General features: G+C 34.3%; 20 protein-coding genes. 4 read left to right on the top strand and 16 right to left on the bottom strand.

The window, feature by feature from the left end; genetic code table 11:
* Window positions 1-8 precede the first annotated feature (8 nt).
* A complete protein-coding gene (locus tag NG806_RS07895; protein ID WP_007845674.1) occupies window positions 9-248 on the top strand; it encodes a hypothetical protein in 240 nt (79 codons plus the stop codon).
* 51 nt (window positions 249-299) lie between these two features.
* Here the strand turns inward: NG806_RS07895 and NG806_RS07900 are convergent, their stop codons facing one another.
* From NG806_RS07900 to dnaN, 3 genes are all read right to left on the bottom strand, one after another.
* On the bottom strand, window positions 300-710 hold the full coding sequence (locus NG806_RS07900; protein ID WP_214831524.1) for an META domain-containing protein: 411 nt from the start codon (window positions 708-710) through the stop codon (window positions 300-302).
* A gap of 181 nt (window positions 711-891) precedes the next feature.
* Window positions 892-3294 (bottom strand): phenylalanine--tRNA ligase subunit beta, encoded by a 2403-nt coding sequence (gene pheT, locus NG806_RS07905; protein ID WP_214831525.1) that lies wholly within the window; start codon window positions 3292-3294, stop codon window positions 892-894.
* Window positions 3295-3501: 207 nt separating this feature from the next.
* Window positions 3502-4632 carry a DNA polymerase III subunit beta gene (dnaN, locus tag NG806_RS07910; protein ID WP_089026989.1) on the bottom strand — a complete coding sequence of 377 codons (1131 nt, stop codon included), beginning with the start codon at window positions 4630-4632 and terminating at the stop codon, window positions 3502-3504.
* Window positions 4633-4887: 255 nt separating this feature from the next.
* On the opposite strand from dnaN, the gene NG806_RS07915 reads away from it, so the two are divergent.
* From NG806_RS07915 to NG806_RS07925, 3 genes are all read left to right on the top strand, one after another.
* Complete coding sequence (locus NG806_RS07915) at window positions 4888-5187, top strand: diacylglycerol kinase family protein (RefSeq protein WP_261512607.1); 300 nt, start codon at window positions 4888-4890, stop codon at window positions 5185-5187.
* A 261-nt stretch (window positions 5188-5448) separates the two neighbouring features.
* Window positions 5449-5820 carry a hypothetical protein gene (locus NG806_RS07920; RefSeq protein ID WP_261512608.1) on the top strand — a complete coding sequence of 124 codons (372 nt, stop codon included), beginning with the start codon at window positions 5449-5451 and terminating at the stop codon, window positions 5818-5820.
* Window positions 5821-5825: 5 nt separating this feature from the next.
* Window positions 5826-6368 (top strand): hypothetical protein, encoded by a 543-nt coding sequence (locus NG806_RS07925; protein WP_261512609.1) that lies wholly within the window; start codon window positions 5826-5828, stop codon window positions 6366-6368.
* A 57-nt stretch (window positions 6369-6425) separates the two neighbouring features.
* On the opposite strand, the gene NG806_RS07930 is transcribed toward NG806_RS07925, so the two are convergent.
* From NG806_RS07930 to NG806_RS07990, 13 genes are all read right to left on the bottom strand, one after another.
* On the bottom strand, window positions 6426-6758 hold the full coding sequence (locus NG806_RS07930) for a gamma-glutamylcyclotransferase family protein (protein ID WP_214831529.1): 333 nt from the start codon (window positions 6756-6758) through the stop codon (window positions 6426-6428).
* The gene (locus NG806_RS07935) at window positions 6758-7384 is read right to left on the bottom strand and encodes an SGNH/GDSL hydrolase family protein (RefSeq protein ID WP_261512610.1); all 627 of its coding nucleotides are present in this window, start codon (window positions 7382-7384) and stop codon (window positions 6758-6760) included. Before NG806_RS07935 ends, NG806_RS07930 begins: the two co-directional genes overlap by 1 nt.
* Window positions 7384-7812: a ribonuclease inhibitor gene (locus NG806_RS07940; RefSeq protein ID WP_261512611.1), complete on the bottom strand. Its 429-nt coding sequence runs from the start codon at window positions 7810-7812 to the stop codon at window positions 7384-7386. Before NG806_RS07940 ends, NG806_RS07935 begins: the two co-directional genes overlap by 1 nt.
* Window positions 7790-11485 (bottom strand): phosphoribosylformylglycinamidine synthase, encoded by a 3696-nt coding sequence (locus NG806_RS07945; protein WP_261512613.1) that lies wholly within the window; start codon window positions 11483-11485, stop codon window positions 7790-7792. Before NG806_RS07945 ends, NG806_RS07940 begins: the two co-directional genes overlap by 23 nt.
* A 76-nt stretch (window positions 11486-11561) precedes the next feature.
* The gene (locus tag NG806_RS07950; protein WP_261512614.1) at window positions 11562-12986 is read right to left on the bottom strand and encodes a serine hydrolase; all 1425 of its coding nucleotides are present in this window, start codon (window positions 12984-12986) and stop codon (window positions 11562-11564) included.
* The gene (locus tag NG806_RS07955) at window positions 12983-13945 is read right to left on the bottom strand and encodes a WG repeat-containing protein (protein ID WP_251040611.1); all 963 of its coding nucleotides are present in this window, start codon (window positions 13943-13945) and stop codon (window positions 12983-12985) included. Before NG806_RS07955 ends, NG806_RS07950 begins: the two co-directional genes overlap by 4 nt.
* A 55-nt stretch (window positions 13946-14000) precedes the next feature.
* A complete protein-coding gene (gene purB / locus NG806_RS07960; RefSeq protein ID WP_179472973.1) occupies window positions 14001-15428 on the bottom strand; it encodes an adenylosuccinate lyase in 1428 nt (475 codons plus the stop codon).
* A 171-nt stretch (window positions 15429-15599) separates the two neighbouring features.
* Complete coding sequence (locus NG806_RS07965) at window positions 15600-17345, bottom strand: CocE/NonD family hydrolase (protein WP_261512615.1); 1746 nt, start codon at window positions 17343-17345, stop codon at window positions 15600-15602.
* Window positions 17346-17462: 117 nt separating this feature from the next.
* Entirely contained in the window at window positions 17463-17876 is a 414-nt protein-coding gene (locus NG806_RS07970; protein ID WP_214831536.1) for a hypothetical protein, read from the bottom strand.
* Between the two features lie 114 nt (window positions 17877-17990).
* Complete coding sequence (gene bglX, locus NG806_RS07975; protein WP_261512617.1) at window positions 17991-20321, bottom strand: beta-glucosidase BglX; 2331 nt, start codon at window positions 20319-20321, stop codon at window positions 17991-17993.
* Between the two features lie 160 nt (window positions 20322-20481).
* Window positions 20482-21186: a carboxylesterase family protein gene (locus NG806_RS07980; protein WP_214831538.1), complete on the bottom strand. Its 705-nt coding sequence runs from the start codon at window positions 21184-21186 to the stop codon at window positions 20482-20484.
* Window positions 21187-21264: 78 nt separating this feature from the next.
* The gene (locus NG806_RS07985; RefSeq protein WP_214831539.1) at window positions 21265-22647 is read right to left on the bottom strand and encodes a glucoamylase family protein; all 1383 of its coding nucleotides are present in this window, start codon (window positions 22645-22647) and stop codon (window positions 21265-21267) included.
* A 73-nt stretch (window positions 22648-22720) separates the two neighbouring features.
* Complete coding sequence (locus NG806_RS07990; RefSeq protein WP_261512619.1) at window positions 22721-24139, bottom strand: RagB/SusD family nutrient uptake outer membrane protein; 1419 nt, start codon at window positions 24137-24139, stop codon at window positions 22721-22723.
* Between the last annotated feature and the right edge of the window lie 11 nt (window positions 24140-24150).

Raw genomic sequence — 24150 nt, forward strand, 5'->3', positions numbered from 1 at the left:
TTAAAAAAATGAAATTACCAAAGTTTTTATTAGCAGATAATTCGGAATTTCCTGAGGATTTATTCGTGGTTCATACTGAATACCCAAGATTTATCTTAAACGTTGAGGAAGAAGAAGTTGAGTGGCTAGATGATTTGGAAGGCGACGATGAAGAGACCATGGCAGATGAAGCTACTAAAGTGGTAGAAGCAGCATTCAAATGGTGTGACGAAGAATTGGCTAAGTACGATGAAGAAGAGGAAGAATAAGAAAAAACATTAAAGCATAAAAAAGGAACTCAATTGAGTTCCTTTTATTTTTTATTCTGATTTATTAAATTTCAATAATAAAAGATTGTCTTTGTATAGTTCTAATGTAGTTCCGGAAATTACATATTTGTTAGCTTTCCCCATCATATCCATAAAGTTCTGCTCTACATTCATATTATCACAAGCCATTTTTGTAGAACCCATTTGGCCCGCAGCAAAATTACCTGTAGAAGTATCCAACTTCACTGTTCCAAAATAATTGTTGCATCCTGCATTTCCATTGATCTTTTCTCCTTCGATATTCAATGTAGGAATTTTTCCTTTTACATTATCTGCTAATGTCCATTTCGTATTCACTAATGACGGTTGAGATTTCCCTACTTTTGAAGCAGATGCGCTTGACATAGTTCCGCACGACGCCAAAATCACGGCTGCACTTATACTTAAAAAAAGATTTTTCATTTTTTTCTTTTTTGATTTAACCAAATTTACGGAAATTATATTATTTAAACGCTTTTCAAAGAATTTTATTATACTGCAGAACTTTATATTAGTGAAATTATTTAGTATAAAGCTATGGCAATTAGCAACAAAAAAGACGGGCTAACCCGTCTTTTTACTATATTATTTTTATAATATTCTTTTATGATCTCAATTCCGCATTAAATTCTTTTTGGAAAGATTTAATTAAAGAATCCATTACTTCTGAGATTTCTTTTTCTTCCAAAGTTTTTCCTTCATTCAGCAATTCGAAGCTCATAGCATACGATTTTTTTCCTTCAGGAAGGTTTTTCCCTTCATATACATCGAATAAATTAATATCCTTGATAAATGGAGATTTATTCTTTTTTGCTGTTTGATATAATTCCTGATAAGTAATATTTTTATCAATCAACAAAGCTAAGTCTCTTCTTATTTTATTGAATTTAGGAATATCTTTGAACTTTAATTCGTTTGTAGAACGTAGTTGCTGAGCCAATTCCAATTCTATTTCAGCATAGAAGCAATCCTGATCAATATCAAAATCTTTCAATAGATTTGTAGAAACCTTCCCGATTCTTACTAAAATTTTCCCATCTGCTTCATAAGCTAATGCATCAGAGAATCTTTCATCAGATAAAGCAACTTCTTTATAATCGATTGCCAATTTCTCTAATAATACCTTTACGTATGCTTTCAAATTATAAAAATCTGTTGCCGATTTCGGCTGTAACCAGTTTTCTGCTACATCTCTTCCGGAAACCAGAATAGCCAGTTGCTTTCTTTCTTCATACTGAGCTCTTTTGTGGTAAATTTTTCCAAATTCAAAGAACTTTATATTCTGATTTTTTCTGTTGATGTTATAGATGGCATTTTGAAGAAGTCCTTCCAATAAAGATTTTCTCATAAATGCTAAATCACCACTTAAAGGATTCAATAACTTCACAGCATCAGTTTCATCCTTTACAGAAGTTAATGAGTTGTTCATTACTTCATTGAAACCTACACTTTGTAAAGTTCTTGCCCAATTGTTTTCCAACTCATCCTGATCATTTGCACTTAATTTAACAGGTGTAAATGAGATCTTTTGTGGAGCATCAATTTTGTTGTATCCGTAGATTCTTAAGATCTCTTCAATAACATCTATTTCTCTTGTTACATCCGCTCTGTAAGCAGGAACAGAGATCTCCAGTCCATTCTGAATTTCATTTAAAACCTTTATTTCAAGAGCTTTTAAAATCTCTTTTACTTTCTCTCTATGGATTTTAGTTCCTAAAATCTGTTCAATTTTAGAAAATCTTATAATCACGTAACTGTCTTCAATTTTCTTCGGATATTCTTCCAATAGTTCACCTACCAGTTTTCCTTCAGCAATTTCCTGGATCATTTTGATCGCATGGGTGATCGCTGTTCTTGTGATATTGGGATCTACACCTCTTTCGAATCTGAAAGATGCATCTGTATTCAAACCATGAAGCTTAGCTCCTTTTCTCACTGCTACCGGATTGAAATAAGCACTTTCCAGGAAAATAGTTTTTGTTTCGTTAGAAACTCCAGAATTGGCACCCCCGAAAACTCCGGCAATACACATTGGTTTATCTTTTCCATCTTTGATCATGACTTCAGAACCATTTAAAGTTCTTTCAACACCATCTAAAGTAGTAAACTTCGTTCCTTTTTTTACCGTTCCAACCTTTACTTTTTTATCTGCTATTTTATCTGCATCAAAAGCATGGAGTGGCTGTCCGAATCCGTGAAGAATATAGTTTGTAATATCTACAATGTTGTTGATAGGACTTAAACCAATTGCTTTCAATCTGTTTTTTAACCAAGCCGGAGACTCTGCTACTTTTACGTCTTCAATAACTGCTCCGATATACCTTGGGCATAATTCAGTATCTTCTACTTCTAAAGTAAAACTGTGAGATCCCTCATTATTTAATGCTTCAGAAGCTACTTTTTCAAACTGTGCTTTTTGCTGATTGGTTGAAAGAAAAGCGTATAGATCTCTAGCAACACCATAATGTGACATTGCATCAGTTCTGTTTGGTGTTAAACCAATTTCGATAACCTCATCATTTGTCAATTCAAAATAATCTGCAAAATTCTTCCCAACTTCATATTGAGTTTCATCTAAAACCATTATTCCACCATGGTCCTCACTAAGACCTAATTCGTCCTCAGCACAAATCATCCCCTGAGAAACTTCACCTCTGATCTTTGCTTCTTTGATTTCAAAAAAGTTTCCGGTTTTATCATAGATTTTTGTTCCAACAACTGCTACAGGAACTGTTTGTCCTGCTTCAACATTGGGAGCACCACAAACAATGTTAAGTACTTTTCCGTTTCCTATATCTACAGTTGTTTTCTTTAGTTTATCAGCATTTGGATGTTTTTCACAGGTTAAAACTTTACCTACAACAATTCCCTCTAAACTGCCTTTTACACTTTCAAATTTATCTATACCTTCAACCTCAAGACCTATATCAGTAAGGAATTCACCGATTCTTTCAGTTTTCAATTCCGTTTTTATGTAATCTCTCAGCCAGTTATTTGATATTTTCATCTGCTTAAATCTATTTTTTTATCATTCAGACTCAACCATTAAGCGGTTTCATCTGTATTATTTTGAAAAACTTTACTTCAAATTTTGCGTTTACAAAGGTCGTGTTTTTTTAAGAAATAACGAAATTTTTAACTTCTCAACTCAATGTAAAAACAAAAAAAGAGGTCTTGAAAATTCAAAACCTCTGTTATTTCATTTAACTTAATTTTACAACCCAATTACTGGCATTGATAACATTAAGATATTTTCGTTTTCTTCAAGACCATCCAGAGGTTCAATAATTCCGGGTCTATTTGGTTGAGACATTTTCATGGTGATATCATCAGAACCAAGAATCGTCAACATTTCAGTTAAGAACTTCGAACTAAATCCGATGTTGATATCTTCACCATTGTAATCACAAGGAATCTGCATATCAGCCTTGTTTGCATATTCTGTATCTTCTGCGTGAAGGTGAAGAATGTTTGCAGACAATTTAAATCTAACCTGATTAGTTGATTTATTGGACATAATTGATGCTCTTTTGATCGCACCTAATAAAAGGTTTCTGTTGATCGTTAATACATTCGGGTTTTCTTTTGGAATTACCGCTGTATAGTTAGGATATTTTCCATCGATCAATCTACAGATCCAGATATGTTTGCCAAAAGTAAATTTAGCCATGTTTTCATTGAAATCGATGGTAACATCTTCATTCGAACTTGCTAAAATATTTTTGAAAATATTTAAAGGTTTTTTAGGCATGATGAATTCCATTGGTTCAGCATTCATCAGATCCATTCTTTTGTAAACAACCAATCTGTGAGAATCTGTAGAAACAAAATTTGTTTCATTTTCTCCAAACTGGAAAAGAACTCCTGTCATTACAGGACGAAGAGAATCGTTACTAGTTGCAAAAAGCGTATTGGTAAGTGCTTCAGATAAAACTCCTGCAGACATTGTCACACTTTGAGAAGCATCAAATTCCGGTAATTCAGGATAGTCATCTGCATTATCCAATGCTACCGCAAAATTATCTTTCTCATCCAAAATCTCCAGTTGGCTGCCTGTTCCTTCCGCATTATCTTTTACAGACAATGTTAGAGGTTGTTCACCATACGTTTTGATAAAATCTTGAAAAATTTTAGCAGGAACAGCAAATTTACCCGAATCATCAGACTTCACTTCCAAAGAAGTTACAAGAGTTGTTTCGCCATCAGATGCTGTAATGGTAACTTGAGTTTCGTTTAACTCGATAAGATAGTTTTCTAAAATCGGTCTCGATTGAGAGCTTGATATTACGCCACTTACAGTTTGCAAAGCCTTCTGCAGTTCCCCACTTGAAATAATAAATTTCATAGATTTAAAAATAAATTTTTACAAATATAATAAATAGAAAATAGATTAAAAAATATAATTCTGAGAGTTATTAACAACGAGTAAAAGATTTTTAAAACTACTTCCGGTACATTTTTTTGATAGCAAAACTATCATAAAGGACTAAAGATAGGCATTTTCTTTAAGCAATTAATTATATTTGTACATAATCTTATTTATCATGCGTAAACCACCTATTCATAAAAGTTTCCAGAATGCTTTTCGAGGTGTTTTTTGATGATAAAAACAGAAAGAAACTTCCAAATCGAGTGTGTTGCTCTTCTGGTTAACCTCATTCTTATCTTTTATTTTCAGCTTTCCGGCATTGATGCGACTCTAATTCTTATTGTTTCTTTCGGGGTTTTAACTGCTGAAATTTTCAATACAGCCATCGAAAGAATCTGTGACATTATCCAACCTGAATTTGACAAGAGAATAGGTTTTATTAAGGATATTTCTGCGGGAGCTGTTATCCTGATGAGTATTGTTTCGGTTATTGTTGGGATTTTGGTTTACTGGAAATATATTTTCAGCTAAGGTTTTCATTTTGATTTCTTGCAGATTATACAGATCAAGCAGATTTTTGCACCTTAGTAAAACGCACCTGTCATTAAGAACCTAGTACAATAGAGTGACAAATATTTGATCGTTTTCATAAGAATATCTTCTATTCCTTTATCGTTATCTATTGATTTTATACTTATGAAATACACAACACAACACTCAGCACACTGACTTTTTATCACTAGATAATGATATAAATTAATATATTTGTTTCAAACTAATTATATCATTAATATGAAAATCAAACTGTTTTATGCTATCATCATAGCATCATTGGTTTCTTGTGCTACAGAAACCTCGGTACCTAATCCAATTGAAATCACAAAAAGTAAAGAAATTTTAGATTTTGAAAAATCCATCAAGAGTCTTTCGAACCCCGAAAACCGTGAGACTCCTGAAGAAATAAGAAATAAAAAATCACTTGAACTTAATGACAGACGCAAGAATATTCTTATTCCATCAGCCTTGGAGTTAATAAAATCTACTGGTCCGAACGAAAAAGAAATCACCAACACAACAAAAGGAGATCGGGACAAAATTTTAACCTGGGCTGTAAAAATCTACAATGAAAAATTAAGCAAAATCAAACAAAATTCTAAAAACTAATAAACATGAAAAAGATATTTATTATTCTCGGATTGAGTTCAGGCCTTGCCATCTTTGCACAAAACAATCCAATTGATGGTACTGAAAATATACATATATTTAATGACAAAGCAAATCATACATTAGAATTACATTATACATTATTCACAGTCAATCCAACTACATGTGGTGGTGGTTTTCAAGCGCAGGGTCCAAGTATCATTTTACCTCCCGGAGGTTTAACAGATTACAAAACTTTTGAATCATCAACTACAGCTGCAGCACACCCCTATCCAATAGATAATTGGTTTAATGGAAACATAATACCTGCCGCTTCCATTACGCCAGCTATGGCATATAATGAACGATGGGCTTATATGAAGTTTCAGCTGAGAGATCCACAGAATCCTGGTAACATTCCACTTTTAAGCGGATCTGTTGGATATTATCAAAACTGTACAGGAGCACAGCCACACATAAGTGATTCAGGAACACTAAATGGTGTTACTTATTCATTTTTTGCTGAAGCTTTTACAGTTGGGACCGATTTATGGATCAATGTTCAATAAATCTAAAAAAAGCCTGTTAAATTTAACAGGCTTTTTTATAATATATTCTAACAATAACTATTTTCCCACGTAAATAAATCCCCTCTTTCCTGATTTGAAAGTGGTTTCTATTCTTTTATAATCATCCACCTCATATTCATCAGCCTTAAGAATTTCTTCCTCTGTCACTTCGAAAAGTACTCCTTCCACTTCATCTTCAGGGATCCCTGAAAATTTTAAAATCGGATGGTACTTCTCATTGCTTTTTCTTAACACTTCCGGATCAGTAATTTCCAGCATTTTAAGCGTATAATTTGTCAGAATATCTTTTTCACCTTTCAGTAATCTTCCGAATGTTTCGATCTGAACCTGTTCTTTCTGTAAGGTTCCATAAGAGAATAAGTAGGGCATTACAAATATTTTTCGATGATTGGTATAGCAATTTCGGCCATTATTCCATAGCCTTTTTCGTTGGGATGAACTCCATCCTGAGAAAGTAAAATCTCTTTATCTTCCAAAAATGCGGTATAAAAATCGATATAGATAAACGTGTTTTCAATAGCAATATCCTGAAGGATTGTATTGTATATCAATACCTCAGCATTGGTTCTAAGCTTTCCTGAAGCTACTACAACTCCATCTACATTTTTAGAAAATGGTAAGATACTTACCAGATAGATATCATTTGTAAATTGTTTTGCATGCTGGATAGCCTTTTCAATATTAACTTTAAACTGCTCAGGACGTACCATTTGTTTTCCTTCTTTTATGGCCAGATCATTGGCTTCGTAAGCCAGAAAGACAATATTTCCTTCTGAAGAATTCCTGGCTTTTAATTCATGTGGAATCCTTTTTATCAATCCTTCCGTTGTTTCGCCACCAATTCCTAAATTATAAATAATAACTTCATTACTTCCTTCATGAAATTTCTGTAATGCATACCTTTTCAGAATATCCACCCAGCCTCCAAATACACCATCATATTCTCCGTAAGTGATACTGTCTCCGAAGAACAGTCCATATATCATTTTCTTCATTATTGTTTTACCTCATCTAAAATGAGTTCAATATTTTTATGTGATTCAATAATTTCTATTAGAATATCAAACAACGTTTGCCCTTTTCCTGAAATCAATTCATGTAATTGTTGTTGAATCATTTCAACATTAAAAGGTTTTCCTTGTTTGATTTTTCTTTCATAAAATTCACGGGTAGCTTTTAATCCTAAATCATTTTTTGACTTTTCAGATTTCATCCAAGTTAATTCAACCTCATCATTGTTTTCAAAAATTCCGAAACCTCCATAAAGGATATCATCAAAACCATCCAGTGTGCCCACTTTCCAATCTACATTTTTCATTAAAACCCTGGAAGCTTCTTCATAGAATTCTGATAGATTAGAAAAATGATCGCCATTAATGGCGATCATTTTCTTATGAGTTTTATTTGAAGTATTCGACTCCATTTTTAAAGATATTATGGTAATTCGCAGTTGGAATATTTTTCATTAGCCCTTCTGCAAAACGCTCAGGGTGTCCCATTCTACCAAATATTTTTCCACATGGACTGGTAATTCCTTCAATTCCGAATAGCGAATTATTTGGATTGAATGGCATTCCATGGGCAATATTCCCTTCAAAATCTATATATTGAGTTGCAATCTGACCATTCTTATATAGCTTTTCAATCTCTGCTTCAGAAGCCATAAAACGGCCTTCACCATGAGAAATCGGAATTGTAAAAGTCTGATCTTTCATTCCTTTCAACCACGGACTTTCATCATTTATCACTTTTACAGTAACCATTTGAGAAATATGCCTTCTTATTGCGTTATGGGCGAGTGTTGGAGAATTTTCATCGAGATCTTTAATTTGCCCGTAAGGCAACAGTCCTGATTTGATCAATGCCTGGAAACCATTACAGATTCCAATGATCATCCCGTCCCTATCCAATAGATCATGAACAGCATTTTTCATCTTTTCATTCTTCAGAACATTCACGATAAATTTAGCAGATCCATCCGGTTCATCTCCTGCTGAGAATCCACCTGAGAATGCTAAGATCTGAGATTGTTTAATTTCTTCCACCCATGCATCGATACTTTCATCAAGCAATTGGTGATTGATATTTATTAATGGTAAACTGTTTACAACAGCACCTTCTTTGTGGAATGCATTTAGTGTTTCATACTCACAATTCGTTCCCGGGAACAAAGGAGCAAAAACTCTAGGTTGAGCAATTCCATGTTTTTTAATGATAATATTTCTTGGAGTTGTTGAATTTAATTTCTCATCCAGTTCAACCGTGATCTTTTCTTTTTCAACCGTTGGAAAAAGATTTTCGAAAGTTTTGGTATGTGCAGATTCGAGTTCCGAGATTTTAGATTCAAGATTATTTATTTTCAAAGTACCAGAATCTTTTACTTCTCCAATCAACTGAAGACCCGTTGAACTTAATTCTTCTTTTGCTTCAATGATCAGGCTGCCTATATTTTTAGCTAATAAAGTATTATCTTCAACATTGACCTCAGCCCCAAGTCTGTTTCCAAAACTCATTTTTGCTATTGCTACAGCGACCCCACCATCTTTAACAGTCTTTACGGAAACAATTTTTCCAGCTTTAATATTTTCAAAAATGAAATCATAAACTGCTTTTAAACTGTTATAATCCGGAAGGCCATTTTCCTGAGCAATATGGTTATAGAAATACAGTTTATTTCCGGCTGCTTTAAATTCCGGAGAAATGACATTTTTCTTTTGTCCATCAGCACAAGCAAAAGAGATCAGTGTTGGCGGAACATTCAGATCCTGATATGTTCCACTCATAGAATCTTTACCTCCGATTGCAGCTAATCCAAGATTAATTTGAGCATCATAAGCTCCTAAAAGAGATGCCAAAGGTTTACCCCATTTTTCAGGGGTTTGTCCTAATTTTTCAAAGTATTCCTGGAAACTTAATCTTATATTCTTATAATCACCACCCATGGCAACGATCTTAGCTACACTTTCTACTACGGCATACGATGCTCCAAGTAATGAATTTTGTTTTGAAATTTCAGCATCAAATCCCCAACTTGCCAAAGAAACAGTTTCTATATTTTTTGCTCCCAGGATAGGCAGTGTCTGAGCACTTCCTTCCATCAGGGTCTGCTGATATTTACCTCCAACCGGCATAGCAACTGTTGTTGCACCAATGGAACCATCAAACATCTCTAACAATCCTTTTTGAGAAGCTACATTTTTATCACTTAAGATCTTTAAAAAGGCTTCTTCTGAGAAAGCTTTGTCATCAAGCTTTACCTCTTCAAGATGAGTAATTTTTACCTCCTGACTTTTAGCACATCCATTGGTATCTAAAAATGCTCTTGAAAGATCAACGATCTTATCTCCTTTCCAGAACATCTGCATTCTTCCTGAATCTGTAACTTTCGCTACTTCTACAGCTACGATATTTTCAGCCTCACAGTATTTGATGAATTGTTCTTTATCTCTTGGATCCACAACCACCGCCATTCTTTCCTGAGATTCAGAAATAGCAAGCTCTGTTCCGTTAAGTCCTTCATATTTTAATGGTAATACATCTAAGTTTACCTCTAAAGAGTCTGCAATTTCTCCAATCGCTACAGAAACACCCCCAGCACCAAAGTCATTTGATTTTTTAATCAATCTGGTAACTTCAGGATTTCTGAACAATCTCTGAATTTTACGTTCTTCAACAGCATTTCCTTTTTGAACTTCAGTGGACATGGTATGAATACTGTTTTCATCCTGTACTTTTGAACTTCCACTCGCTCCTCCTACTCCATCTCTTCCTGTTGCTCCTCCTAAGATGATCACAGAATCCCCATCAGCCGGCTTTTCACGTCTTACCCAATCTACGGGAACAGCTCCGGTAACGAAACCAACTTCCATTCTTTTTGCTTTATACCCTTCATCATAAATTTCAGAGACCATGGTAGTTGCTAAACCAATCTGGTTTCCATAAGATGAATATCCGTTTGCAGCTTGTTTTGTAATCGTTTTCTGAGGTAATTTTCCAGGTAGAGTCTGATCCACTGATTCTAAAACATCAGCAGCACCCGTTAATCTCATTGCCTGAAAAACAAAAGATCTTCCAGATAACGGATCTCTGATCGCTCCACCTAAACAAGTCGAAGCCCCACCAAAAGGTTCAATTTCTGTCGGGTGATTATGAGTTTCGTTTTTAAATAATAAATACCAAGGTTCTTTTTTACCATCGTATTCGGCTTCAATCTGAATAGTACAAGCATTTATCTCATCAGAAACAACTAAGTTGTCCAGATTACCTGTTTTATGGAAATATCTACCACAAACTGTTGCCAGATCCATTAAAGAGATCGGCTTTAATTCACGACCCAAGAATTTTCTTTTTTCAATATAGTCATTGAAAATAGTTTCCAATGTATGTTTAAATTGTCCTTCAAACTGAATGTCTGACAATTCTGTTTCAAATGTTGTATGACGACAATGATCACTCCAATAGGTATCTAAAACTTTAAGCTCAGTTTCCGTTGGATCCCTTTCTTCAGTTTTAAAATATTCCTGAATAAATTTCAAATCATCCAATCCTAATGCAAATCCGTGTTGATTATAGAAATCCTCTAACTCAGCGTCATTGAAGTTGATGAAATTTTCGTGAATTAAAACTTTCGTTGGAACTTCATCTGCAGGAATGTCTAAAACCGCTAAGTCTTTTACCTGAGACTCCACCTTATTGATAAGCAAATCTTTTATTTTTGAAAGATCAGCCTCTGAAATACCTTCAAATTCGATCAATTTTCCACTTCTCACTTTAGACTTTTCATTTTCAGTCAGCAAAGCAATACACTGTTGTGCAGAATCAGCACGTTGATCATACTGGCCAGGTAAAAATTCCATGGCAAAATAGATCATCTCTGCGGGATTCTCCGTGTGTAAAATATCAGTAACAGGGTCTACGAAAGTGCTGTTAACCACTTTTTCGAACTCACCATCATTCAAATTAAAAATATCATATACATTGTATACTTTTACGTTTTTGACTGACGGAACAACCGTTTTTACTTCATCAAAAATTTTTGGACTTTCAACATCGAAAATTCCTCTTTTTTCTACGAAAATTCTTTTGTTATTAGACATTAGATGTCAGATTTTAAATATTAGATTTATTACTTTCTTTTTATCTTCTAGAACCAAATGCATGATTCTTTATATTTTACAGCTTCAATAGCAGATTATTGTATTTTGATCCATCTGTATTGGAAGCGTTTTTTGGGGTTGCAAGCCACCCGTTATTATTGATTACAAATTTAAAAGAATAAGGTTTCCCTTTTTCAAAATTTAATTTGGGAATTTCTAGTTCAAAACGGTTATTTTCTCTTTTCAGTAGCTGATAATTTTTACTTTCAGGTTTCCAATCGTTGAAAGATCCTACTACAGAAACTGTATTAACCAGTTTTATATCTAAATTTTTTGGATGGATATAAGTAAAAACTATATGATCTCCTTTTATTTCATAGCCATAAATTTCTTTTTTACCCGATGGAATAGTTAGATCTTCTACTAAACTATAAGCTGCATTCTGAAGATCTGGAAAAGTCTCCATACCACTGACATTTACGGTCATACAGATTCCTAAATTAAGTTCAGGGTATATAGCAAACCAAGTCTGATATCCAAAAGAACCACCATGTTTACGCCCATTTTTCCCTTTATCTGTTACCCCAAAATCATCCCAAAAATATCCAAACCAGTTTTCTTTACTGTCACTGATATTTCTTTGAGATTCCTGAGCAATTTTGTTTCCTGAATCAAGTTCATACTTTAAAAACTTCACCATATCTCCCATTGTAGATTTGGTTTTGGAACCTCCAGAGCCCCATAAAAGACTTTTCGATTCCGGCATCAATCGACCACTGGTATGATAACCATTCGCTAAAACCTCATTTTTCCCTAGTTCAAGCTTGGTGTGATCCATTCCTGATTTTGAAAAAATATTTTCTTTAAGCAATGTCTCATAGTTTTTTCCGTAGATGTTTTCTAATATCAATCCTGTAAGTTCGAGACTCAAATTACTATACTTATAACGACTTCCAGGAAGAGTGTCCAGCTTTACTTTTCCTAGATCCTGCTTAAACTGATCTTTTGAATAGCTTTCGCCCAGTTTATTATATAAAAAAGGAGTTTCATTTGTCATATTCTTCCTTAGTTCAGTATCATCAGGCAAATTACGAGGCAACGCTGTTTTGTAGGAAATAAGATCTTTAATTGTAATAGCTCTTCCATTATATTCTAAATTCGGGTAAGGTGCTTTCAGATATTTACGAATATCATCATCAAGATTAATTTTGTTTTCCAAAACTGCCTGTGCCAGCAACTGTCCCGTAAAAAGCTTAGTAACAGAAGCTATTTCAAAATAGGTATTATCATCTGCTTTGTTTCCTTTTCCTTTATCTATTTCTCCAAAATGTTTTGTATAAACTTTACCATCTTTCACTATTCCAAAAGATACTGAGTAAGCTCCCGATTTTTCCTTTAACTTTTTTGCATTGGCATCTATAATAGAATACACTTCTTTCTGGTTTTGTGAAAAACTTTTCACAGACAGAAGAATCAATAAAAAAACCGAAAGTCCTTTCATGGGTTATTGTTATTTATAAATTTATTCGGATTATCCGGATGTTCCTTTTGATATTCTTCTGCCTCTTTCATTTCTTTCTTTAACCATTTATCAAAAGGGAGTTTCTCCACATCATAGTCAAGTGCATAAAACTGTTTACCATCTTCTGAAATGATGAATTTAAACCGGAAATCGGTTTCCATTTTTCGGTAATCATAACTTTCAACTTTAAAGAACGGAAAATTTTCTTTTGGCCTCTCCGTGATCTCAAAGAATAACTTCTTCTCATCATTGGATAATTTATTATAAAGGTTCACATAATAGATACTAGAGAGCATCTTATTTTGTTTTTTGAAAAATTGAAGAATATTCCTCTCCTTTTCATTGTATTCAAAAGGATAGGGATAAAATACTCCATTCACTTCCACATCATTTTCAGATAATTTAGTTCTGGATTGAACAATTTCTCCTTTAAAGTTCATCACTCCCCATGTTCCGCCAACAATTGCTTTATGCTCATCTTCAGTTTTCTCCCAGTCACAGCCGTCACAAAATGCAGCATATCCATAATTAAAAGGAGAAACGAAATCATGTTTTGCTTCAATAATGGCTTTACCATTTCTATCTGCAAAACCAACTTTCCCATTTTTTACAAACCTTCTTACACCTTCAGCGAAATAATCAGCTCCGTTATCATAAAAGAAAGGTCTGTATAGAAAGTTTCCTTTTTTATCATAGACATATCCCCATGCATTCTTCTCTCTAGCTTCACCTTCTTTAGGACCATCAAAATAAATGGTTTCCTCTTTTACCTGTTCACCATCTTCAAGAATAGAAAACACCTTAAATTGCGCAGGAATTATAATTTTCCCGTTCTGATCTTTTACTCCAACTAAAGAATCTTTCGATTTAAAATACGTTAAGACATCCTTTTTTTGCGAAAAGGAAATTATAGGTAATAATAAAAGTAAAAAAGGCATTTTACTCATTCTTTGGATGAAATAAAAAATGCAGCCGAAAAGACTGCATATGGTGTTATACTTTTAGATCAGCTTCCAGTCCTATCAGGTCTTTGTTTTGATCGAGAATTGGTTGAACTTCATTATTAATGAACTCTTCCGTTTGAATCGGTGCAAAGCCAATGAAATTTTTAGGATCTAAAACTTCTTTTAATTTCGATTTATCAAGTTTTAAAGAATCATCATTTAAGATTCTTTCAATAAGGTCATTTTCTTTTCCTTCTTCTTTTACTTTTTTAGAAGCTTCCATAGAATGAACTCTAATTACCTCGTGGATCTCCTGACGGTCTCCACCTGCTTTTACTTCTTCCATGATGATATATTCAGTTGCCATGAAAGGTAGTTCTTCTTCGATATGCTTGTTGATTCTGTTTGGATATACTACAATTCCATTCATGATGTTGTTCCAGATCAATAGGATGGCGTCAACGGCTAAGAAAGCCTGAGGAATCGTTAATCTTTTGTTTGCAGAGTCATCCAAGGTTCTTTCAAACCATTGTGTAGAAGCTACCATTGCAGAACTTGTCGTTAAAGACATCACATATTTTGCCAATGCTCCGATTCTTTCACTTCTCATTGGGTTACGTTTGTAAGCCATTGCAGATGAACCGATTTGATTTTTTTCAAATGGCTCTTCAACTTCCTTAAGGTTTTGAAGTAAACGTAAATCGTTACTGAATTTATGTGCTGACTGGGCAATGTTTGACAATAACGCCACCACTTTTGCATCAATCTTTCTATCGTAAGTCTGTCCTGAAACTCCAAAAACTTTATCGAAACCGAATCTTTTTGAAAGTTCTTTATCTAAATGTTTTACCTTAGAATAATCTCCGTTGAAAAGCTCCAGGAAACTTGCTGCAGTTCCTGTAGTTCCTTTTACTCCTCTGAAACGCAATGTTTCCAGGAAGAAATCAAGTTCTTCTATATCAAGAACCAAACTCTGTAACCAAAGTGTTGCTCTTTTTCCTACCGTTGTTAGCTGAGCCGGCTGGAAGTGAGTGAATCCTAAAGTAGGAAGATCTTTATATTGAATTGAAAAATCAGCAAGATTTTTCATTACGTTAACAAGCTTTTTCTTTAAGATCAAAAGCCCGTCACGGATTTGAATTAAGTCTGTATTATCACCTACAAAAGCTGAAGTAGCTCCTAAATGTATAATTCCTTTTGCTGAAGGTGCCACATCACCATATGTGTGAACGTGAGCCATTACATCATGACGGAATTTTTTCTCATACTCGGCTGCTTTTTCATAATCGATATTTTCAGCATTAGCTTTCAACTCTGCGATTTGCTCATCAGAAATTTCAAGGCCAAGATCTTTTTCGATTTCAGCAAGAGCGATCCAAAGTTGTCTCCAAGTACGGAATTTATTATTATGTGAGAAATTAAATAACATTTCTTCGCTGGAGTAGCGCTCTTCCAATGGATTTTTGTAGGAATTCATTCTTTCTTATTACTTTTTAGATGTACAAAAATACGGATTTTCGTTGAGAGAGAAAAATTGTAACCATGGTTTTAAGCATTGATTAAAGTCAAAGGTTTATATGTTATTATTAAATAAGGGAAAGTCTTTTCCTATCAATTGAAAAACCCAATGAATTATCTGTTAAATTACTTATTCATTTAAAACCGGAATTTTCACATAACTATCATTATACCATTTAATGACCAAAGGTATTGAAGCATCCTTTATCGTTTCAGTACTTACTTCTTTTCCAGTTCCATAATTAAGTTGAGAAAATGGATTTTTATTTACGTTGATGGTCACAACAATTCTGCTGCCTTTTTGAATCTGTTTGCTAATAAAATGTGTATTGCTAAATTGTATTAACGTTTTTTCCTCGGGCTTAATTAAATTTCTTTTTGTAATATCTTTTGCATAACTGGCCCTACCTATATAATACGACAGATGAAAATATTTACCTTCAGGGGTTAATTCATATAACGTTATTCCCAAATCCACATCTTTTTTATTAATAGCAATATTTAAAGCTCCTAAAAAAGAACCATTGATGATCATTGACTTTTTTAGGGGATCACTCATAAAGACAAATCCATTACTTTTATTAATTTCATCTTTTTCGATAGGATCTGGATAGTATTCATCATTAGTAGTATTTTCACGATCTGCATAATTTACAGTCTGGGATAAGTATGTATTTTTGTCAGACAATTTGGGATCGAGAAAATAACAATCATTTCGTTTTTGTCCTGAAAGATAAAATTGCCATATCTCATTATGCATACTTTCAAAAGAAGGTGCACTTCGCCATTCATTTGCTCCCATAACTTCATAATTGATCTTATTTTTGAGAATTTGAGGTTTTTTCCCTTTTTTCAAAATAAAATCAAACCATTCATATGTAATCTTCTTGATATCGACCAGAGATAGGCTGTCAACTTTATATCCGTTTACTATTTTTTCGCCGCCAGCTTGCGTTCCGTAATGACTGTACGGGCCAATTATTAAATAAGATGAGTTTCTTGGATTGTATTTATCCAATTCTTTGAGATAATAAAGACTTGAATTTTGCGAATCATTATAATAGCCGTCAAAAGCAAGAACAGGAATATTAATTTTCTTAAAATCTTCTTTGTAGGGTGCCATTTTTTGCCAGTAGACATCAAATTCCGGGTGTGAGATCCATCGTTGAAATGATCGGTTTGGCTGTCCATCAATACTGTCCATTTTATTATAAGGAACACCTGTTTCCCACCATTTAAACATCATTTTTCTAAAACGTTGTCTGTCATTACCCACTTCGTTATCCAGATATTTGTTATTTCCAACATAAAATGCCCACTCATAGTTAGGATTTATGAAAATATTGTTTTCCATAGGAAGCCCCATTCCGGGTCTGTTTGCAACATAGGGAACAATAGTTTTAAGAGCCGGATGCAGTGTTTTACAAGCAGCCCATTGGGTAAAACCATTGTAACTTCCACCATACATTCCTATACTTCCATTATTCCATTTTTGTTTACTTATCCAATCAATTACATCATATGTATCATTGGCATCAAACTCATATGGATAAATTTCACTTGTACTGAATCTTTTTCCGCGAGTATAAGCAATAACACCAATATAGCCTTTATCCGCAGCATCTTTCAAGCTTTGAAGATCTCCTCCTTTATCACGGACATATATTGTAAATTGAAAAATAACCGGAAGGGGCTGCGAAACTTCTTTTTTCTTTACTATCATTGCGGAAATTTCCGCTCCATCCCGTGTTTTTATCATCACGCTATCCTGAATATCATAAAGACTTTCTTTATCTTTTATACGGGTTTCTTTTGTTTGCTGACTATAAAATATTCCAGATATACATAAGAAAAGAAAGAGCAGATATTTTAACATTTAAATTTTATTTGGAGGTTATTAAGTTAGATCTCTGTTTATGAAAACAATTGAGAAATTCAAATCATTACATATTTTTATAAAAAAAGAAGCCATTCATAAGAATGGCTTCTTTATCTATTGGTAGATTACGACATCATCTTTTTTAATTTGATAGCCTTTTTTCTTGTAGGGAACTAAAACATAACTTTCTTTAATATAGCTTCCGCTTTTCCAGATTTTACCTTTTCCTTCTTTTGTAAGGATGATACTTTTCGCATTTCCATTTGGAATGAAAATCTCAGCTCGTTTCATATCTTTACTAAAAATAACAGCTGTCATTGTGGAGTAACTTTTATCTGAGCTTACTTCATTTAATTTGATTTTCTGTTCGAAAACTCTTACACAATCATTCTTGATTTGTGAATAGGTATAACCTGCAGAACCGATACAGCCATGCACATCTCTGTCACCTCCCAAAACGGGCTTTTTTTGTTGTGCAAAAACTAAAGAACCTAGGAACATCGCGCTGAATAAAATTGTTTTTTTCATATTTTAATTATTAATGTTTTTCATTTGCTAAAAAGTGTGCCAAAAATATGGTATTAGTTAATTTAATTGTAAGATACAAAAAAAGCCATTCAAAATGAATGGCTTATAATAATATTATTTACTCCAATTAATTTTTGAATGTTTTACATCCTCTGAATTGGTTCCGATCATCAAATCAAACTCTCCCGGTTCCCAATCATACTTCAGATCTCCATTGTAGAATTTCAGATTTTCAGGTGTAATATCGAAAGTAACTTTCTTAGACTCTCCTTTTTTCAGGAAAACCTTCTGAAATCCTTTCAATTCTTTTACCGGTCTGGTAATGCTTCCTACCATATCCCTGATATACAACTGTACAACTTCTGCTCCATCATAATTTCCAGCGTTTGTTACCGTGACAGAAGCCTGAACAGTCTGGTTTCCTTTTGGATTGGAATTAGAAACACTAAGATCAGAATAATTGAATTTTGTATAACTCAAACCATAACCAAACGGATATAGAGGGGTATTACACTCGTCCATATAATTGGAACGGAATCTTTGATATTCACATTTATCTACAAGATCCTGACTTAACGGGCGACCAGTATTTTTAGCGTTATAATAAATTGGAACCTGACCGAGACTTCTTGGGAAGGTCATTGGTAATTTCCCTGAAGGGTTTACTTTTCCGAACAGAACATCTGAAATTGCATTTCCTGCTTCTGAACCTGAGAACCAAACATTCAAAATAGCGTCGGGAGTATCTTTCACATTCGTTAGTGCCAAAGGACGTCCCGTGAAAAGAACCATTGCTATTGGCTTTCCTGTTTTCTTTAATTCATTTAGCAAATCAACCTGAGATTGAGGGATCGTAATTTCAGTTCTTGAAGAAGATTCTCCACTCATTTCAGCAGATTCTCCAATGGCCAAAACAATAACATCAGCTTTATTAGCAACATCTACCGCTTCCTTTAAAAGAACTTCTTTTGAACGCGCATCTCTATCGGTTTTCTTTCCATGCGCTGCATAGATATCTTCTAATTTAGCACTATAATCGATATTTGCTCCTTTAGCAGAAATAAATTTCACTTCTTTTCCAAAATTATCCTGAAGGCCTTTCATTAATGCAACTGACTGATCATGTTTTGCAGCAACACTCCATGTTCCTGCCATATTCAATGAGTTATTTACCAATGGTCCTATTACAGCTACAGTTCCTGATTTTTTCAAAGGAAGAACCTGATTGTCATTTTTCATCAACACCATCGACTGAGCTGCTGCATTTCTGGCAATGGTGCGGTTTTCAAGATTATAAACCTCTTTTGCTGCTAATTTTGCATCACCATAACGATAAGGATCATCAAACAGTCCCAGATCATATTTAGCTTCAAGAATTCTTTTGGCAGCCATATCTATCTCAGCCTGAGTAATCTTTCCTTCTGATAAAGATTTTTTTAAAGTCGTTAAAAAACCTTCACCTACCATATCCATATCCACTCCAGCTTTTAATGCTAAAGCAGAAACTTGCTGAAGATCTCCCATTCCGTGATCTACCATTTCATTGATTCCTGTATAATCGGTTACTACAAAACCTTTGAAGTTCCAGGTTTTTCTTAAAACATCGGTCTGAAGCCATTTATTTCCGGTTGCAGGAACTCCATCAACTTCATTGAAAGAAGCCATTACCGAAGCTACCCCGGCATCAACAGCAGCTTTATAAGGTGGAAAATATTCATTGAACATTCTCACATGGCTCATATCCACCGTGTTATAATCTCTCCCTGATTCTCCTGCTCCGTATAATGCAAAATGTTTTACACAAGCTAAAATAGTATTTCCAACAGAAAGATCCTTGCCCTGATATCCATAGACCATATTTTTCGCGATCTCACTTCCTAAATAAGGATCTTCTCCTGAACCTTCAGAAACTCTTCCCCATCTTGGTTCCCTGGAGATATCCACCATTGGCGAAAAAGTCCAGTTGATCCCATCAGAAGATGCTTCTCTCGCTGCTACTCTTGCAGATTGCTGAACTAAATTCATATCCCATGAAGCAGCCAATCCTAAAGGAATGGGAAAAGTAGTTTCATAACCGTGGATCACATCCATCCCGAAGATCAACGGAATTTTCAGACGGCTTTTTTCTACAGCCACTTTCTGAACTGCCCGAATTTTATCAGCTCCTTTTATATTGAATAGTCCGCCGACTAAACCTTGTTCTACTTTTTTACCTATATCAGAACTTTGTGCCAGCCCCGTGGTAAAGTCTCCTGAGCTTGGTAAATTAAGCTGTCCTATTTTTTCATCTAAAGTCATTTTTGACAAAAGCTGATCGACAAAAGCTTTTTTCTTCGTCTGATATTGAGCCGTTTGATAGGATTGAACAGGCTTTGTTACCATTTCCTGAGCCGAAAACACCGGTGAAAGTGCTAAAATCGCTATTACAATTAACTTTTTACTCATTTTATCTTCATTTTTTATTGTATTCGTGAATTCTAGATTTCATCAATCTATCTTCTTAAATTATCGTTCTAATTTTATTATTTTACAGTTAAAGGCAGAGACGTATTTTTCTAACAATCTTTACGCTTTTAAGATGAGAGTGCTTCTTTTACTAAAGCTTTTAATTTCTCTTCTTGGATAACATCCATTCATATAACTTAGGATCTGAATAGGTAGAATCCCAGGAGTTATGATTGTCATTAGGGAAAATAATCAATTCAGCAGTTGGATTTACCGGATGTAGTTTCTGATAAAACCTAAAAGCATTTTCCGGTAAAACGATATCATCCATTCCACCATGAAAAATTTTCATATTAAGATCTTTATACTGATTGATATTTGCTGTCATTATTTGGTCTGTTGGTGCACAGACAGGAACTACCGCAGCAAACATTTCAGGATGTTCCATAGCCAGTTTCAAAGTTCCCCAGCCTCCCAATGAAAGACCTGTAAGGTAAATTCTGGAAGCATCAATTTTATATTTCCTTTGAATCTCTTTAATCAGGTTGTAAATAGTTACTGTATCCCACCAACTGTCAGCCGGACATTGAGGCGCTAAAATAGCCACAGGTTCCTTTATCAGATTTTTATACGTAAAGGGACTGTGGGCTTTTACCATTTCCAGATCTGTTCCTCTTTCTCCGGATCCGTGAAGAAAGACGATCAAAGGAATATTGCCTTTTACTTTTTGAGGATAGTCTAAAATATAAGATACCTTTTCAGCTCTTTTAAATTCTTTATTGAGCTCAGCCTTTATTTCCTGGGCACTCAAATTCAGTGAAAAGGGTAAAAGTAAAAAAAGCAGTTGGTGTAGTTTAAATTTCATATAATATTTCCTATTTTGATTAAAGTCAAATGTATTAATTCATTTTTTTAATAAAAATTTCCATGATGAAAATAACATTTATTTAATCCCATATTTTGTAGATTGGAAGCTTAATTTTTTAAGTCCTTGTTGAATTTCCGGAGCATTCATAAATAATTTCCATAAAAATCCAGTTCTGTAGTTTTCTATCATTGGAGCAATTGTTCCCTGATCTATTGCTAAATATCTTGGTGTAAACCAATTGTTATAATTGATCGATGTTGCATCATAAGGCCCTGCTGATCCTACAAATTCAGGTTTTCGCGTATAGATGAATTTCAAGAAATCCATTGATTCTTTCGGTGAATAAGGAAAACTACTCAACGCAGCTGTTGGAGAAATTATTCCATGATCATTCTGAGGAAAATGAGCATTATACCCTGTACTTCCATCTTCATTTCTGGAATAGCTCGCTGTAAGCCCCCAATAATCTGGACCATATCCTTTCCATTGTTTTGGATTTTCAACACAGTACTTATAGTCGATAAGAACCTGGTTTTTATTTAGATCAAAATAGTTTTTAATCAATTTATCAGACAAACCTCTCGGATCTAATCCGATATATGAATAATGTGCCCAGAACAAAGGTCCACCATATTCTTCCGCATAATTGTGCTTTACATACATTGGAAGCCCATACTTCGTTTTGTCCGAAAGGAAAGTTCCATTTCTTGTCCATCCTTTATAGTAGGTTTCAGCATCAATAGAATAAGTGGGTGATGAAGCAGCTAAGATATAAGTGATCATACACTCGTTATAGCCTTCCAGAGGAAAATTCATTTCCCATTGATACTCCGGTGACCAGTGCCAGTACAATACTTTTTCACCACCTTTGGTATACCAGTTCCATTGAATTCCTTTCCATAACTCATCGCATTTCTTAGCCAGTGCTTTTTCTTCGGCATTTCCGTTTTTAAAGTATTCACGAACCATTAAAATTCCTGAAGTTAAAAACGCTGTTTCTACTAAATCTCCACCATTATCCTTTTTACCGAAAGGAACAGTCTTTCCAGTTTCTCCATTGATCCAATGCGCCCAAGCTCCTTTATAACGATCAGCTTTTGCTAAAAAATCCATCATATTGGAGAGTCTTTTTACCGCTTCTTTTCGTGGAACAAAACCCCTTTCCACTCCGACTAATATAGTAGCTAAACCAAATCCTGATCCACCTGTAGTCACTACATGTTTATCATGATCCGGGTAGATATCGTCTTCATGGTAGCGCTCCCTTCCCAACATAGAATGTGGTTCTGCATACTCCCAAAAATACTTTAAAGCATCTTTCTGAACTTTATCCATCAGCTGCTCATCCGTAATATTACTTTTTACTGCTTCTTTTTTAACAAGTTCTTTATTCTGAACCTGAGCATTACAGGAAAAAAATGATGCAACTGCAAGAATAGAAATAATTCCTAACTTCATAAAATATACATTTTCATAGGATTAATTAAAAAAATAGCCAAAGTCACCTTTGGCTATTTTATATAATAATAGATTAATAACCTGGATTTTGAGTAAAGGCTCCATGGCTTTGATCCATTGCATCTAAAGGGATAGGAAATACTTCATTTTTCCCTGCTTTAAATCCATAAGGTGCTAAAACTGTAGCAGCCTGTCCTGTTCTCACTAAGTCAACAAATCGGTCTCCTTCTAATGCCAGCTCTACTCTTCTTTCATGCCAGATCGCCGTTCTTAATGCAACCTGACCTGATGCAGTAGTTCCTGGTAAAGAAGCTCTTGTTCTTACCTTATTAAGATTTGTAGTTGCAGTAGCGGTATTACCCAACTCATTCGCTGCTTCTGCGTTGATCAATAGTATTTCAGCAAATCTTAATATTCTGATATTCTGAATAGATCCGTACCCACAAGCATTATTGTTTAAAGCTTTAGGAACATATACTTTTTGATTGTAGGTTGTAACTGATAATGGATCTCCCATAGCAATTAAATCTCCTTCCGGTGTCGTTTCACCATTTCTAAGTATCGTCAGTTCTTTTCTAATATCACCTGCTTCAAAGGCATTTTCAAGTGCATTGGAAGGTGTAAAAAAGCCCCATCCAAATTGATCTCTAACCCCTTGAACTTCTGCATATTGACTTCCGCCGTACTGAGATGAACAACCACAATTTACTTCAAACACAGATTCTTTACCAAACTCACCTGCAGGCCTGAATAAATGGTTAAAATCCGGGTCCAGGTCATAACCCATAGCAATTACCTGGTTAGAAGTTTCATATGCTTTTTGCCAGTCTTTTTTATAAAGATAGACCTTAGAAAGCAATCCTAATGCAGCTCCTTTAGTTACTCTTCCAAGATCTGAAGCAGGATACGTTTGAGGAAGAACTTCTGCCGCCGCAGTAAGATCAGAAATAATAAAATTATAAACTTCTTCTACCGAATTTCTTGGTTTCTCATATACAGTCTCCACTTTATCATATATTGGTACACCCCCATAAATTCTAACTAAATTAAAATAGAAATATGCTCTTAACATTTTAGCTTCAGCAATCAATCTATTTTTTAAAGTAGTGTCCATTTGTATTGCAGGGACATTCGTGATTACCTGATTTGTTCTGTTCACTGCCTGCCATTGTCCGATCCAATATCCTCTTACACCTTCATCACTCACTGTATAGGTAAAATTATCATATACATTAATGAAAGATGAATCTCCAGGATTAGAACCTTTTAATACATCATCTGCCGGAACTCCGAAAACAAACTGATAAGGAAAAGCAGAATTTTCCCAGCTTCTTAGAAAACTGTAAATAGCACTGGTTGCTTGTAAAGCATCATCTTGAGTCTTAAAAAATGATGACGCATCATTTACACCTTCCTGTTTTATGTCTAGATAATCGTCTTTACAACTTATAACAAGTGAAAATAAAGCGATTGATAAAAATATCTTTTTCATAATGTTTCTTA

It is taken from the genome of Chryseobacterium paludis, assembly GCF_025403485.1.
Classification (GTDB): Bacteria; Bacteroidota; Bacteroidia; order Flavobacteriales; family Weeksellaceae; genus Chryseobacterium; species Chryseobacterium paludis.